We start from the raw sequence: 15,000 nt of genomic DNA, 5'->3' as shown, positions 1-15,000 counted from the left end.
CCGGTCAAGAAGAACTTGGCACGTTCGCGACGGCGCCGCCGCCCGTCTCCTCTAGTGTTCGGCGATGATCACCGGCGTGCCATTTTCCAGCAGTTGCAGCTTGTCGCCAACCATTTTCACCGCGTCAACGCGCGCGATATTGGAATGGAACGCACCTTCCACGTCCATCACATCGGGGGGGCACATCATCCGCGTGCCCGCCAACTCGCCAACCCGGACGCGCCCGTCTTGCGTCGAGATCCGCCCGTTATAGCGGTTGCAGCCCGAATTGCCCGCGATCAGCCCCTTGCTGGGATGGGTCAGCGTGACTTCGACCGTGGAGGGCACCGCAGCCCCGCCGATCTCGGTCACTTTCCAGATCACATTGGGCGCGAGCGCCTCAAGCGGGTCTGGAGTTTCAGCCTTGCATCCGGCTAATGCCGCCAAAGTCAGAGCCGATCCGATCATAATCGCACGCATCACATTTCCTTCTTCCATATCCGCCCCGTCGCCGCCAAAAGACCCATTGAAAAGACCGCAATGGCACGGTGATAAACGAGGTGGATAAAGTCACATAGCGCGCCCTGCCAAGAGCGGCCACTCACGGAGTCGTGACAAGTTGCGACATCGGCGCGCATCCTCCTTGGCCGCAGCCGAACTTGCCTCTATGCTGCCGACGCGACAGGAGGATTCCCGATGATCAATGAACTTGGCCATTTTGCCCTGATTTTGGCACTTGGTGTAGCGCTGGTGCAGGGCATTGTGCCACTGGTAGGCGCGCATAAAGGCTGGCGCGGCTGGATGGCGGTGGGCGATCCTGCCGCAATTGCGCAATTCCTGCTGCTTGTGGCCAGCTTTGCTGCGTTGACCCACGCGTTTGTGGTGTCGGATTTCTCGCTGAAACTGGTCTGGGCCAATTCCCACACCGACAAGCCGATGCTGTATAAGGTGACCGGCGTTTGGGGCAACCACGAGGGCTCGATGCTGCTCTGGGTGCTGATCCTTGCGTTGTTCGGGGCTGCTGCCGCGTTCTTCGGGGGGGCCTTGCCGCCGCGCTTGCGTGCGCGTGTGCTGTCAGTCCAAGCCTGGATCGGCGTGGCCTTCCTTGCGTTTATCATTTTCACCTCGAACCCGTTTACGCGCCTCGCCGAGCCGCCCTTTAACGGTGAGGGGATGAACCCGCTGCTGCAAGACCCCGGTCTCGCGTTTCACCCGCCGTTTCTGTATCTCGGCTATGTTGGTCTTTCGATGGCGTTTTCGTTCGCCGTTGCCGCCCTGCTTGAGGGGCGCGTTGATGCGGCTTGGGCACGCTGGGTGCGCCCGTGGACGCTGGCGGCTTGGGTGTTCCTGACCATCGGTATCGCGCTGGGCTCGTGGTGGGCCTATTACGAGCTTGGCTGGGGCGGCTTCTGGTTCTGGGATCCGGTCGAGAATGCCTCGTTCATGCCGTGGTTGCTGGCCGCAGCGCTGCTGCATTCCGCGGTTGTCGTGGAAAAGCGCGAGTCGCTGAAAAGCTGGACGATTTTGCTGTCGATCATGGCCTTTGGCTTCTCGCTGATCGGGACGTTTATCGTGCGTTCGGGGGTGATTACCTCGGTGCACAGCTTTGCCTCTGATCCCTCGCGTGGCATCTTTATCCTTGGCATCTTGGCCTTCTTCGTGGGCGGGGCGCTGACGCTCTATGCGTTCCGCGCGACCTCGATGCAGGCCAAGGGCGTGTTCTCGATGGTCTCGCGCGAAACGGCGCTGGTGGTAAACAATATCTTGCTGGCTGTCGCCGCTTTGGTGGTGTTCGTCGGCACGGTCTGGCCGCTGGTGGCCGAGATGTTCTTTGGTCGCAAACTCTCGGTCGGGGCGCCGTTTTTTGATCAGGCGTTTACGCCGTTCATGATCATTCTGGCGCTTGTGCTGCCGATTGGCGCGATGATGCCGTGGAAGCGCGCGCGCCTTGGCCGCACTATGCGCAACCTCGTTCCGGCCTTCGTGCTGGCGCTGGCGATTGGCGGTCTGGCGTGGTCGCTGGAATCGGGCAACTCGCTGATGGCGCTGATCGCGACCTTCCTTGGAAGCTGGCTGGTGCTGGGCGCTGCAACCGAGCTGTGGACCCGCGCGGGCCGCACCCCGTCGCGTCTGCGCCGTCTGCCGCGCGCCGACTGGGGCAAGGCCACCGCGCATTCCGGTCTTGGCATCACCTTTATCGGCATTGGTTTGCTGATGGCAGGCTCGGTCGAAAATATCCGCGTGGCCAAACTTGGCGAACCCTTCACCGTGGACGGCTATCAAATTACGCTCGACAAGGTGCAAGAAGTGCAGGGGCCGAACTACATGTCCTCAACCGGCACGATGACGGTCAAACAGGACGGCAAGCTGATTGCCACGATGCATCCCGAGAAACGCGTCTATCCGGTGCAGCGTATGCCCACGACCGAGGCCGCGATTCACACCACCTTCCTGCGTGACATCTATCTGGTGATCGGGGATCCGCAACAGGATGGCGGCTATGCGGTGCGCACTTATATCAAGCCGTTCGCGGATTGGATCTGGGCGGGGGCGATCATCATGGCGCTGGGTGGTTTGCTCAGCCTTTCGGATCGGCGCTACCGCGTCGCGGCGGGGGCACGCAAGGCCAGCCCTGCGCCGACCCATGCAACCCCGGCGGAATAAGCAATGCTTAAGAAACTCGTTCTCAGTTTAGTTTTGCTTATCTGGGCCGCGCCAATCTACGCGGTCCAGCCCAGCGAGGTTCTCAAAGACCCCGCACTTGAGGCGCGCGCCCGCGAGATCTCGAAAGTGCTGCGCTGCCCGGTCTGTCAGGGTGAAAACATCGACGATTCCAATGCCGCCGTCTCCAAGGATTTGCGGATGCTCGTGCGCGACCGTCTGCAAGCGGGCGACACGGACACGCAGGTGATCGACTACGTCACCGACCGCTACGGCGAATACGTGCTGTTTGAGCCGGAAAAAACCGGAGCGAACCTGCTGCTGTGGTATCTTGGGCCGGGCGCGCTGTTTCTGGCGCTGATCGGGGGCTTTTTCTACATTCGCTCGCGGCGCAAAGCGAGCGAGGGGCCAGCATCGCCCGCGCTTTCCAGCGACGAACAGGCGCGGCTCAAGGAATTGATGGGCGAGTAAGCCCGTTCAATGTGACGCACCGTTCCCCTTTTCCTTTCGCGCCCGCCCGTTATCGTGGCGCGAACAGGAAAAGGGAGGCGCGTCATGTCTTATCAGGCGATCAGCTACACAAACGACGCGGGCGTCGCGATCATCACGCTTAACCGCGCAGAGGTGATGAATGCGCTGAACGGCCAGATGCGCGCCGAAATCCTCGAAGCGGTGAAACGCGCCGAGGCCGAGGCCCGCGTGATCGTGCTGACCGGCGCGGGGCGGGCGTTTTGTTCTGGGCAGGATCTGGGCGATGGCGCGGCAGCGGCGGGGCTCGATCTGGAACGGGTCTTGCGCGACGAATACGAACCCATGCTGCGCGCGATCTATGACTGCCGCTTGCCGGTGATTGCCGCTGTGAACGGCGCGGCGGCGGGGGCAGGGGCGAACCTTGCGCTGGCGGCGGATGTGGTCATTGCCTCGGACTCGGCGGTGTTTTTGCAAGCGTTTACGCGCATTGGGCTGATGCCGGACGCGGGGGGCACCTATTGGCTGCCGCGTCAGGTGGGATTTGCGCGCGCGATGGGGCTGGCGCTGTTTGCCGATAAGATCTCCGCCCGTCAGGCGGTCGATTGGGGCATGATCTGGGAAGCCGTGCCCGAGGTCGATTTCGATCACCACTGGCGCGCGCGGGCTGCCCATCTGGCCAACGGCCCGACCGCAGCTTATGGCGCGGTCAAGCGCGCGTTGCGCGAGGGCTACGCCAATGATCTGCCCACCCAGCTTGAACTAGAGGCCGAGTTGCAAGGCAGCTTGGGTCAAAGCCATGATTTCCGCGAGGGCGTGATGGCCTTCCTTGAAAAACGCCCGCCGCAATTTGAGGGCCGTTGAGACTTGCCTCCGCCTGCGCGCCGCGCTAGCCAAGGGCAGCGCGGGCGTGGCGGAATGGTAGACGCATGGGACTTAAACTCCCTGGGCCGAAAGGCCGTGCCGGTTCAAGTCCGGCCGCCCGCACCACACCCGCTCGCAATCACCACCGGAATGTGAGCGGTTGTGAGGGCATCGCGCGCCCCCGCGCAGGGATAGTGGCCCAATCGAGGCTTGCCCCCTAACGGCGCTGCCCCTACACCCGATGGCGCAAACGAGGGGGAATTCATGGCTCGCAGACCCACCGGCCCGGCGGATGACCGGCCCAAGACCAAAAAGATCGGCGCGCTCAAGGGGCTGGCGCCATTTGTGACCCCCTACAAGGGCTATGCGGTGGCGGCGCTGTTGGCGCTGATCGCGACCGCGACGATTTCGCTGATCCTGCCTTTGGCAGTGCGCCGGGTGATTGACGGGTTCCAACAAGGCGCGGCACTGCTGGATAAGTATTTCGCCGCCGCGTTGCTGATCGCGGCGCTGCTCGCGATCGGGACGGGGGCGCGCTATTACCTTGTGACGCGGTTTGGCGAACGGGTCGTGGCCGATATCCGCAAGGCGGTGTTTGACCGCGTGATTTCGATGTCGCCCGCGTTTTTTGAACGCATCCTGACCGGTGAGATCATCTCGCGCATCACCACTGATACCACGCTGATCCTGTCGGTGATCGGCTCGTCCGTGTCGGTCGCTTTGCGCAACGTGCTGATCCTGATCGGCGGCATGATCATGTTGCTGTTTACCTCGGCCAAGCTGACGGGGCTGGTGCTGTTGGTGGTGCCGCTTGTGGTTATTCCGATTGTCGTATTGGGGCGGCGTTTGCGCACGCTGGGGCGTGAGAACCAGGACTGGATCGCGAATTCGTCTGGTTCGGCATCCGAGGCGCTTTTGGCGGCGCAAACCGTGCAGGCCTTTACCCATGAGGCGATCACGCGGCACAATTTCGGCCATGTGACCGAGCAGGCGTTCTTATCTGCCAAAAAGCGCATCGGCACGCGCGCGGTGATGACGGTGATCGTGATCTTCCTTGTGTTCGCGGGTGTCGTCGGCGTGCTGTGGATCGGCGCGCGCGATGTGCGCGGCGGAGAGATGTCGGTGGGCGAGCTGGTGCAGTTCGTGATCTATGCGGTGATGGTGGCCGGATCGGTCGGCGCGTTGTCGGAAATCTGGTCGGAATTGCAGCGTGCGGCGGGCGCGACCGAGCGTCTGGTGGAGCTGTTGCAAACCGAAGATACCGTCAACGATCCCGCGCATCCGGTGCCGCTGCCGATGCCGGCGCAAGGCGCGATCCGGTTTGATAATGTGAGTTTCCACTACCCCTCGCGGCCTGAGGTGTCTGCGCTGGATCACGTCGATCTGGAAATCGCGCCGGGCGAAACGGTGGCGCTTGTCGGCCCTTCGGGGGCGGGCAAAACGACGGTTATCCAACTGATCCAGCGGTTCTGGGATCCCGAGACTGGCAAGGTCACGATCGACGGTTATGACCTGCGCGAAATGGCGCGCCATGATTTCCGTCAGGCGGTGGCGCTGGTGCCGCAAGATCCGGTGGTGTTTGCGGCTTCGGCGCGTGAAAATATCCGCTTCGGGCGTCCCGATGCGAGTGATCATGAAGTCGAGGAAGCAGCGCGCGCGGCGCATGCCTATGACTTCCTAAGCGCGCTGCCCGACGGGTTTGACACCTATGTTGGCGAGCGCGGCGTGATGCTGTCGGGCGGGCAGAAACAGCGCATCGCGATTGCGCGGGCGATCCTGCGCGATGCTCCGATCCTGCTGTTGGACGAGGCGACCTCGGCGCTGGATGCGGCCTCGGAACGCGAAGTGCAGTCGGCGGTCGATCAACTGGCGCGCACCCGCACGACCGTGATCGTGGCACACCGTCTGGCGACTGTGAAAAAGGCCGACCGGATCGTGGTGTTCGAGGACGGCAAGATCGTGGCGCAGGGCAGCCATGACAGCCTTGTGGCTGAGGGCGGGCTCTATGCCGAACTGGCGCGGCTGCAATTCACCGACGGGATGTAGCGCGCAGGCGCGTTCTGAGGCAAGAGCGCGCCTTTTTCCCCTGTCCTTGGGGGCGGCCTTGAGGCATCCTGTGCGCAAGACTGGCAAGACCAGTTGGCTAGTGAATGGAGGGACCAATGGGTCTTTGGAATTTTGTAAAAGACGCGGGCAAATCGCTGTTTGGCAAAGAAGCGGCGGCGGCTGAGGCCCCCAAGGAAGACGCGCTCAAGGCTGAGTTGAAGGGTCTGGGGCTGGATGCCTCGGGCGTCGATCTGGCGGTGGACGGCGATAAGGTTGTGGTCAAGGGCAAGGCGATTGACGCCGAGACCAAGGAAAAGATCATTCTTGCCGTGGGCAATGTCGATGGTGTCGGCTCGGTGGAAACCGAGGATGACGGCGACACCGCCGATGCCGTGTTCCACACCGTCGAGAAGGGCGACACGCTGTCGGCGATTGCCAAGAAAACACTGGGCAATGCCAATCTGTATCCCAAGATTTTCGAGGCCAACAAGCCGATGCTGACCCATCCCGACAAGATCTATCCCGGTCAGGTGCTGCGCATCCCCAAGGTCTGATCGCCTTTTGATCACATCGATGCGACAGGGCGCCTTGCGGGGCGCCCTTTTGCTTGAAAAGCCCCGCGCGTTTCCCCACGTCATAAGACAATGACGTGACGTATCAATTCGCGCTCCCCCTTGCCGTTGATGCAGATTTTGCCGCATCCTGCGCGGGCGGGATCGCAAGAGGAGCGGTAGCGCTAAGGGGAGGACTAACATGCAACAACGATTTGCAACGATCGCCGACCGCGATGCCGTTGAGGCCGAAAAGCCGTGGGAGGCGCGCAAACGTGCGACCACGATGTATGGCTTCCTCAGCGAGACCTGCGCGACGCATGGCGACCGACCCGCGATTACTTTCCAGATCCTCTCTGGTCCCAAGGATAAGGCCGAAACGCTGACTTGGTCGCAACTTCATGCGCAGGTCACACAGGCCGCCAATCTGCTGCGTCACCTCGGGGTCGGGCCGAAAGATACCGTGGCTTACATGATGCCCAATGCGACCGAGACGGTGGTGGCGTTGCTGGCCGGGGCCACGGCGGGGATCGTGAACCCGATCAACCCGCTGCTGGAACCCGAGCAGATCGCCGCGATCCTGCGCGAAACCGGTGCCAAGGTGCTGATCACCCTCAAGCCCTTCCCCAAGACCGATGTCGCGCAAAAGGCCGCCGAGGCCGTCAGCCTTGCGCCCAATGTGAAGGCCGTGCTTGAGGTTGATCTCAACCGCTACCTGACCCCGCCCAAAAGCTGGATCGTGCCGTTTGTGCGCCCCAAGGTCGAGGTCAAGCACACTGCAAAGGTGATGAATTTCAACGCCGAGGCCGCGAAACTGCCCAGCGATAAGCTGATGTTCGAGGATGTGCAGGAAGACCGCGTCGCCGCCTATTTCCACACCGGTGGCACCACGGGCATGCCCAAGGTCGCGCAGCACAAATATTCCGGCATGATCTATAACGGCTGGCTTGGCGGGCGGCTTTTGTTTGACGACAGCGATGTGATGATGTGCCCGCTGCCGATGTTTCACGTCTTTGCGGCCTATCCGATCTTGATGTCGGCGATTGCCAGTGGCGCGCATGTCATCTTTCCGACGCCTGCAGGCTATCGCGGCGAGGGCGTGTTTGACAACTTCTGGAAGCTGGTCGAGCGCTATAAGGTCACCTTCCTGATCACCGTTCCCACGGCGATTTCCGCGCTGATGCAGCGCCCGGTGGATGCCGATATCTCCTCGTTGCGCACGGCGCTGTCGGGGTCGGCGCCGCTGCCGGTCGAGCTGTATAACCGCTTCAAAAAGGCAACCGGCGTCGAGATTTCCGAAGGCTATGGCCTGACCGAGGCCACCTGTCTGGTGTCGGTCAATCCGGTGGACGGGATGAAAAAGGTCGGCTCGGTCGGTATTCCGCTGCCCTACACGCATGTGCTGATCCTGCGCAAACGCAACGGCGATTTCGATGAATGTGGCGTCGATGAGGTGGGCGAGATCTGCGTCGCCAACCCCGGTGTGTTTGACGGTTCCACCTACACCGAGGCCGACAAGAACCACGATCTGTTTGCCGAAGAGCGGTTCTTGCGCACCGGCGATCTGGGCCGGATTGACCCTGATGGCTATCTCTGGATCACCGGGCGCGCCAAGGATCTGATCATTCGCGGCGGTCACAATCTTGACCCTGCCGAGATCGAGGATGCGTTGCTTAGCCACCCGGCGGTGGCTTTTGCGGGCGCGATCGGTCAGCCCGATGCCTTTGCGGGCGAGCTGCCCTGCGCCTATGTCGAGCTGGTGGGCGGGCAAAGCGTGAGCGTCGAGGAACTGCTGGAACACGCCAAGAAAAACATCCACGAGCGCGCCGCCGTTCCGAAACATCTGGAGATCATGGACGAGCTGCCCAAGACCGCCGTGGGCAAGATCTTCAAGCCCGATCTGCGCAAGAGCGCGATCATCCGCGTGCTGAATGAGGTGCTGGAAAGCAAAGGCGTCGCGGCGCATGTGATCTCGGTTTCCGAGGATAAAAAGCTTGGTTTGGTGGCGCATGTTGCAACCACCGGAGATTGCGACGAGGACAAGCTGGGCCATGTTCTGGGCGAGTTCACCGTGCCCTGGGATTGGGCGCGCTAGCCGCTTTATCCCCTAAAATGTCATGCTATGTGCAGCGCCGCCCCAAGGGGCGGCGTTTTGCGTTTGCCCGAAACTGACCGAAATAATGACGCCGCGTTGCCGCCGCCATGCCCCAATCTGATCGCAATTGGAGCGCTTAATCATCGTTAACAAAGTCTGAACAGCGCGGGGTGATTCCTGAGAGACAGGCTAAACAAGTAATGAGTAGGACCGACGATCATGAAGTTTCGCCGTTTCATAACCGGAATTTGCGCACTGGCCTTGGCGGGTTCGTTAAGTGCGGGGGCCGCACAGGCGCTGAGCGTCGATTTGATCTCCAATGGGGATTTCGAGACTGGCAATCTGAGTGGCTGGAGCACGACGTCCAATGGTAGCGGCGAAAGCTTTGATATCTATCGCGGTCGCGGTCGGGGGCAGCCTGCATTGAACGGGCGCTATGATGTTCGCTATGATCCACGCTATGCGGGCATTTCTACGCTGACGCAGTTCTTTACAGTGCCCGATCAGGTCGTTTCGACAACTTTTTCATTCGCTTGGCAGGTTGGAAGCACTTCGATTGTCAGTTTAACGAATACGCTGTTGCAAGTCTCGGTTATTGACAGCGTTAACAACGTGCTTTGGAACGGCTATACGAACAGTGCTGGCACCCCGGTTAATCAGTTCAGCACGGATATGACGGCGTTGATGCAGTCGTATCAGGGCCAATCGCTAGGTGTCCAATTCGGATTTACGCCGAGCAACTTTATCGGGGTGAGCGGTGATGCCACGCTTGACGATATCGCGATGATGGTCGAAACGCCTGCTGCGGTGCCGCTGCCGCCCACGATCTGGATGATGCTGGCGGCGTTGGGGGTGTTTGGCTTCTTGGGCTGGAAGCGGCGGGATCTGGGCAACTCGGCCTCGTTCACGGCCAACCCGGCCTGACGCCTCTACCATAACAGAGACACACGTGCGCCCGATCCGGCGCGCGTTTTGCGTTTGCGCGCCATTCCGGGTTTGGCGATTGACGGGGCACGGGTTACGCTGGGGAAATTCTGGGGGAGGATCACCATGCGCGCCTTACTGACCCTGCTTGCGCTGACCGGCTGTGGCTATGTCGATTACGAGGCCGCCCCGGTGGGCAAATTCGAAGGCGCGCTGTTCGTGATGTGGGTCGATGAAAGCAAGCGGGGGCTGGGCGATGGCAGCTTCGTTTTCGTGCCCACCGCCGATCCGCTGCGTTTCACGCGCGGGGGCAAGGGCACGGTGCAGGTGATCGAGCCTGCGATGATGTATACCGATGGCGGTTCGATCCCGCAGATGGCGCAGGCGATGAACGGGTTCTCGCCCTGGGGCTATGCGCCCGCCTATATGGTGCATGACTGGCTGTTCGTGGCGCGCAAATGTGCGCTGGACGGGCAGGCCACCCCGGCCGAGGCCGCCGCCGCCGAGATGCCCTTTATCGAAAGCGCCGAGATCGCCGCCGAGGCCATCAAATCGCTGATCGCGGCGGGCAAGGTGCAACCCAATGACGTGGCCCCGCAGGCGATTTCCTACGCGGTGGCGGGGCCTGTGTCGCGCCAGTTGTGGAACGAGAAGGGCGACTGTCAGCGCATCAAGCCCGAACATCTGGCGATGATCTACCGCGCTTTACCCAGCGTGCAGCCGGTGATGAAGGCGGCGCCGGGTGCAGCCCCGATGCGCCGGATGGCGGTGCCGAGCGGCCCTGTCGCGAAGGTCGTGCAGGTGGTGGAGTTTTGAGAGGGTGAGCCGCGTCTCGGAGGGCGTCCAGTGGACGCCCTCAGCGGCGAACGCGCGGCCCGTGGCTGCGAAGGGGGCGTGTGTTGTGGCCCATGACCGCGCTGGGGAGTATGCAATCGCGCGTCGCGGCGCAGGGGGCGTGCGAGGTGCTGGCGTTTGGATAGCGCGATAAGGGCCGCGCCCGACCTCGGGTGGGCGTTCGCTGCGCTGGTGATCTGCACTTTATCGTGCCGCATCCCCTAACGTTTGAACCTGCGGAGGTGTCGCAATGCGCCCTCCCTTGGGGGAGGTCGGGCGCGGCCCGTGCTGGTCGCACGGGCTGGGGGGATACGATTTGTTGGAAACCAAGCATTGGCGATTATTGTCGTTGTGTTTTGCGCGCAGAAATTTGAAATGCGCGAGGGTCACCCATTTGCTTTGCGTTTGGGAGTACGAATGGCGAGAACGGTTCGGGTAACTTTGCTTCTGAGAACTTGAACCGAATAAGAAACGAAGCTCCCAGCGCAAATGTTGATGCAATAATTAATCCACTTGTTGCAATCATAAAAATTGCGAAGGTAGGGAGTTGGTTCAATGGTGTTTCAGTAAACTTGTAAATCAGTATGATGGCGGGAAAGATGTAGAGAGAAAAGGCCGCTAGAAGCAAAGTCACCCCAAACAACGAAAAAAGTACTTTCTGGAGCATATTTGATCGAAGGCCAAGGTATGTGGGAGCAAAGGCGTTTGCCCAAAGGTTGCTCGCGCCGTATTTCAGAGTGAATAGAGAGTATTGATAAATTCCGCGCCTACTTCCGAGGACGTGGATGAAGCGATCAATTATTATTATGTCGATGAAATTAATGGTAAGAGCCAGCATCGAGGCTGATGAAACTAAGCACAGAAAATATACTGTTAATGAAGGTAAGGGGAGCGAAAGTCCCCACGCAGTGATGTTTCCAGAAATTTGTTGGAATAGCGCGATTCCGAAGGCCGAAACTATCGTCGCTTGGATTGATTTTCTCAATTTCGTTTCGTTTGAAAGGCGTTGTTTCGCGAGACCTTCTAAGTATTCATCTGAGTAGAAATATTCTCCAAACTCTGAGGAAGCATAGTTTTGTAACGTAGTAGCGAGCCTCTGAATTACGCCCATCTTAAAGTGTTTTTCTTTGGTCGATTTCATCATTAATACCAGAAAAATAAAGGGTTGCATCGACTATAGCCGAAGCAACCCCTACTCGTCAGCACAATTATAGAGCTACCGCGTAAACTTCTTATACTTCACACGCTTTGGCTCTGCTGCATCCGCTCCCAAGCGACGGATTTTATCCGCCTCGTAATCCTCGAAGTTGCCCTCGAAGAATTCGACATGGGCCTCGCCTTCGAACGCCAGAATGTGCGTGCACAGGCGATCGAGGAAGAAGCGGTCGTGCGAGATGATGACCGCGCAGCCGGCGAAATCTTCGATGGCGGCTTCCAGAGCTTGCAGGGTTTCGACGTCCAGATCGTTGGTCGGTTCATCCAGCAGCAGCACGTTGCCGCCCGATTTCAGCAGCTTGGCCATGTGCACGCGGTTGCGTTCACCGCCCGAAAGCTGGCCGACTTTTTTCTGCTGGTCCGCGCCCTTGAAGTTGAAGGCCCCGACATAGGCGCGGCTGGCGACCTGCGCGTCGCCCAGCTCGATCATTTCCGCCCCGCCCGAGATTTCCTCCCAGACGTTATGATCGGCCCCCAGCGCGTCGCGCGACTGATCGACATAGGCGAGCTTGACCGTGTCGCCGATGGTGATCGTGCCGCTATCGGGTTTCTCATCGCCAGTGATCATCTTGATCAGCGTGGACTTGCCCGCGCCGTTCGGCCCAATCACGCCCAGAATACCGCCGGGCGGCAGCGAGAAGGACAGATCCTCGATCAACAGCTTGTCGCCCATGTGTTTTTTCAGGTTCTCGACCTCGATCACCTTGCCACCCAGACGCGGGCCGTTGGGGATGATGATCTGCGCCTTGCCGACGCGATCCTTGACCCCCTCATCGGCCATTTTGTCATAGGCCGCGATACGGGCCTTGGATTTCGCCTGACGGGCCTTGGCGCCGGCGCGGATCCACTGGAGTTCCTTTTCCAGCACCTTCTGCTTGGCCTTGTCCTCACGGGCCTCCTGCTCGATCCGCTTGGCTTTCTGTTCCAGCCATGCCGAGTAGTTGCCCTCATAGGGAATGCCGCGACCGCGTTCGAGTTCAAGGATCCACGAGGTGATGTCGTCAAGGAAGTAACGGTCGTGGGTGACGCAGAGGATCGTGCCCTTGTATTCGATCAGGTGCTTTTGCAGCCAGGCGATGGTTTCGGCGTCAAGGTGGTTGGTCGGTTCGTCCAGCAGCAGCATGTCAGGCGCTTCAAGCAGCAGCTGACACAGCGCGACGCGGCGGCGTTCACCGCCCGAGAGGTTGGCGACATTGGCGTCATCGGGCGGGCAGCGCAGGGCCTCAAGCGCGATATCGACCTGGCTGTCGAGATCCCACAGGTTTTCCGCGTCGATCTGGTCTTGCAGCGCGGCCATCTCGTCGGCGGTTTCATCGCTGTAGTTCATCGCCAGCTCGTTATAGCGTTCCAGCTTGGCGGTTTTCGCAGCCACACCGAGCATGACGTTTTCACGCACGGTTTTGGAATCGTCCAGCTCGGGTTCCTGCGCGAGATAGCCGACTTTGGCACCTTTGGCGGCCCAAGCCTCGCCCTGAAAATCCTTGTCCATACCGGCCATGATTTTCAGCAGCGTGGATTTACCCGCGCCGTTGACGCCGACAACGCCGATCTTGACGCCGGGAAGGAAGTTCAGGTGGATATTTTCAAAGCATTTTTTGCCACCGGGATAGGTCTTGGAGACACCATCCATGTGATAGACATATTGATAGGCCGCCATTGTGCACCTCGTAAGAATAGGGGGTTTGGGCGCGTTCTAGTCGGAATCAGGGGATAGGGAAAGGGGGGCTAAGGGGTGGTGCGCGTCGCGATGGCGTCAAAGAGCGTTTGTGAAAGCGGTGATCGCGACCTTTGCCAGTGCTGCGCAAACCCGCTATCGGTTTTTCCAGAGGGATTTGTCGGGGAGGCACCATGATCGCCAGTTTGAGGATGCTCTATGAATCTGATGGCGCGCGGGCGCATCGGTTTCGCTACGCATTGCTGGCGTTTGATTTAAGCACGATTGCGTTTGTGATCGTTACCTCGTTTTTCCCGCATGTAGTATGGATCGAGATCGCTGATGCGCTGATCGGGGTGGTGATCGTGGCGGATTTCATGGCGCGCTTTGCGATTGCGCGGGGGAAATGGCGGTTCTGGGGCCGGATCGCGACTTGGGCCGATATTATCGCCATCATCTCGTTTCTGGCACCGATTGCGGGCGAGGGGCTTGGGTTCCTGCGGATCCTGCGCACCTTGCGCCTGATGCACACCTATCAGCTGATGGCGCGGCTGCGGCGCGATTTCGTGTTTTTCCGGCGCAACGAAGAGGTCGTTCTGGCCGCTATCAACCTGACGGTATTTTTGTTCGTGATGACCGGGCTGATCTATGCCACGCAGGAAAACATCAACCCCGAGATCAACAATTACGCCGATGCGCTGTATTTCACGGTGACGACGCTGACGACGACCGGCTTTGGCGACATTACCCCCAAGGGCGAATGGGGGCGGATGTTGTCGGTGTTGATCATGATCTTTGGCGTGACGCTGTTCTTGCGACTGGCGCAGGTGCTGTTTCGCCCGACCAAGGTGCGTTACGAGTGCCAGACCTGCGGGCTAAGCCTGCATGATGCCGATGCGATCCATTGCAAGCATTGCGGCGATGTCGTGCATATCGACACCGAAGGGCTGACGTGAGGGGGGGGGGATGCGGACGAAGCAGCCATTCGCACACATGCGGCGAACGGCTGCTATTGGAGATTCGATTGTTCAACAGGCGATAGCTATAGAAGATTTCTCGCACTTTATCGCGCCAGCTTCTCATTTTGCATTCTTGATGAATGCCGTGCCTGCGACCGGCGTGGATTCCGGACCTGTGGTCTGAGGCGTCTAGTCTTTAGCTAGAGCGGCACCTGCTAGCGGCGTGAAACCCTTACCCGTGGCCTGAGATTTCTTCTCGTCAGGTTGCGATTGAGTAACGTCAATCTTTGCGCGTTCGGGGGCTGCGGGAGATGTTTCTGATGCTTCGGAATTGACCGCCCCAACATCAATGATTGCACCCAAGTCGAGTGCTGAAGGGCCAGCTGGCTCTGCTGAAGCTGATGTCGCAGTGGTTGCACAGAACAAGATTGCAGTGTTGCGAAGAGTGCGAAGCATGATATTTCCTTTAAGAATTATGTACATGAAGCCAAAGAATCTGGCCCTTTGAATAAGCTCAGCCCCCTGAAGATATGCAATTTCAACCATTTGTTATCTGATAGCAGGATGCAACCCACTTATCTAACAGCTAGAAGGGAGGTATGATCGGGCTGTGTAGAACCACACCTTCCGATGCGGGGGACACAGCGAGCAAACGGCGAAGTTGCAACGCCAGCATGTGATGTAGCGCGAGCGGCACTATGGGCTCAATCCCGCCGTTCGCTGCAAATTGCACGGTTTGTTGGCGAGCGC

At 59.8% G+C, this 15,000-nt stretch carries 13 protein-coding genes and 1 tRNA gene; 10 read left to right on the top strand and 4 right to left on the bottom strand.

What is annotated here, in order from left to right; genetic code table 11:
• Window positions 1–51: 51 nt before the first annotated feature.
• Window positions 52–459: an META domain-containing protein gene (locus DT23_RS12315; RefSeq protein WP_162177240.1), complete on the bottom strand. Its 408-nt coding sequence runs from the start codon at window positions 457–459 to the stop codon at window positions 52–54.
• A gap of 216 nt (window positions 460–675) precedes the next feature.
• On the opposite strand from DT23_RS12315, the gene DT23_RS12310 reads away from it, so the two are divergent.
• The 9 genes from DT23_RS12310 to DT23_RS12270 all read left to right on the top strand — a co-directional run bounded on the left by DT23_RS12310 (window position 676) and on the right by DT23_RS12270 (window position 10,404).
• Window positions 676–2,643, top strand: coding sequence for a heme lyase CcmF/NrfE family subunit (locus DT23_RS12310; RefSeq protein ID WP_038131643.1), 1,968 nt, complete (start codon window positions 676–678; stop codon window positions 2,641–2,643).
• Window positions 2,644–2,646: 3 nt separating this feature from the next.
• Entirely contained in the window at window positions 2,647–3,111 is a 465-nt protein-coding gene (locus DT23_RS12305; RefSeq protein WP_038131641.1) for a cytochrome c-type biogenesis protein, read from the top strand.
• Window positions 3,112–3,195: 84 nt separating this feature from the next.
• A complete protein-coding gene (locus DT23_RS12300) occupies window positions 3,196–3,972 on the top strand; it encodes an enoyl-CoA hydratase-related protein (RefSeq protein ID WP_038131639.1) in 777 nt (258 codons plus the stop codon).
• Between the two features lie 40 nt (window positions 3,973–4,012).
• Window positions 4,013–4,098, top strand: a tRNA-Leu gene (locus DT23_RS12295).
• Between the two features lie 138 nt (window positions 4,099–4,236).
• Window positions 4,237–6,018: an ABC transporter transmembrane domain-containing protein gene (locus tag DT23_RS12290; RefSeq protein WP_038131637.1), complete on the top strand. Its 1,782-nt coding sequence runs from the start codon at window positions 4,237–4,239 to the stop codon at window positions 6,016–6,018.
• A gap of 116 nt (window positions 6,019–6,134) precedes the next feature.
• Window positions 6,135–6,572, top strand: a complete 438-nt coding sequence (gene lysM, locus DT23_RS12285) for a peptidoglycan-binding protein LysM (RefSeq protein WP_038131635.1) — start codon at window positions 6,135–6,137, stop codon at window positions 6,570–6,572.
• 199 nt (window positions 6,573–6,771) lie between these two features.
• Window positions 6,772–8,664, top strand: a complete 1,893-nt coding sequence (locus tag DT23_RS12280) for an acyl-CoA synthetase (RefSeq protein ID WP_038131634.1) — start codon at window positions 6,772–6,774, stop codon at window positions 8,662–8,664.
• Window positions 8,665–8,883: 219 nt separating this feature from the next.
• Window positions 8,884–9,588, top strand: coding sequence for a PEP-CTERM domain protein (locus DT23_RS12275; RefSeq protein ID WP_038131633.1), 705 nt, complete (start codon window positions 8,884–8,886; stop codon window positions 9,586–9,588).
• A 126-nt stretch (window positions 9,589–9,714) separates the two neighbouring features.
• Window positions 9,715–10,404: a DUF1353 domain-containing protein gene (locus DT23_RS12270; protein WP_051697263.1), complete on the top strand. Its 690-nt coding sequence runs from the start codon at window positions 9,715–9,717 to the stop codon at window positions 10,402–10,404.
• Window positions 10,405–10,762: 358 nt separating this feature from the next.
• On the opposite strand, the gene DT23_RS12265 is transcribed toward DT23_RS12270, so the two are convergent.
• Together DT23_RS12265 and ettA are read right to left on the bottom strand one after the other, a co-directional pair.
• Window positions 10,763–11,593, bottom strand: a complete 831-nt coding sequence (locus tag DT23_RS12265; RefSeq protein ID WP_038131631.1) for a hypothetical protein — start codon at window positions 11,591–11,593, stop codon at window positions 10,763–10,765.
• A 45-nt stretch (window positions 11,594–11,638) separates the two neighbouring features.
• Complete coding sequence (ettA, locus tag DT23_RS12260) at window positions 11,639–13,294, bottom strand: energy-dependent translational throttle protein EttA (RefSeq protein WP_038131629.1); 1,656 nt, start codon at window positions 13,292–13,294, stop codon at window positions 11,639–11,641.
• Between the two features lie 191 nt (window positions 13,295–13,485).
• Here ettA and DT23_RS12255 point away from each other — a divergent pair, with 191 nt between their 5' ends.
• Window positions 13,486–14,247 (top strand): potassium channel family protein, encoded by a 762-nt coding sequence (locus tag DT23_RS12255; protein ID WP_038131627.1) that lies wholly within the window; start codon window positions 13,486–13,488, stop codon window positions 14,245–14,247.
• Between the two features lie 192 nt (window positions 14,248–14,439).
• On the opposite strand, the gene DT23_RS12250 is transcribed toward DT23_RS12255, so the two are convergent.
• Window positions 14,440–14,796, bottom strand: a complete 357-nt coding sequence (locus DT23_RS12250) for a hypothetical protein (protein ID WP_038131625.1) — start codon at window positions 14,794–14,796, stop codon at window positions 14,440–14,442.
• Window positions 14,797–15,000: the final 204 nt, after the last annotated feature.

Source organism: Thioclava indica (assembly GCF_000714545.1).
GTDB classification, from domain to species: Bacteria; Pseudomonadota; Alphaproteobacteria; order Rhodobacterales; family Rhodobacteraceae; genus Thioclava; species Thioclava indica.
The sequence above is the reverse complement of the archived record's forward strand: the minus strand, read 5'-3'. Positions and strand labels throughout refer to the sequence as shown.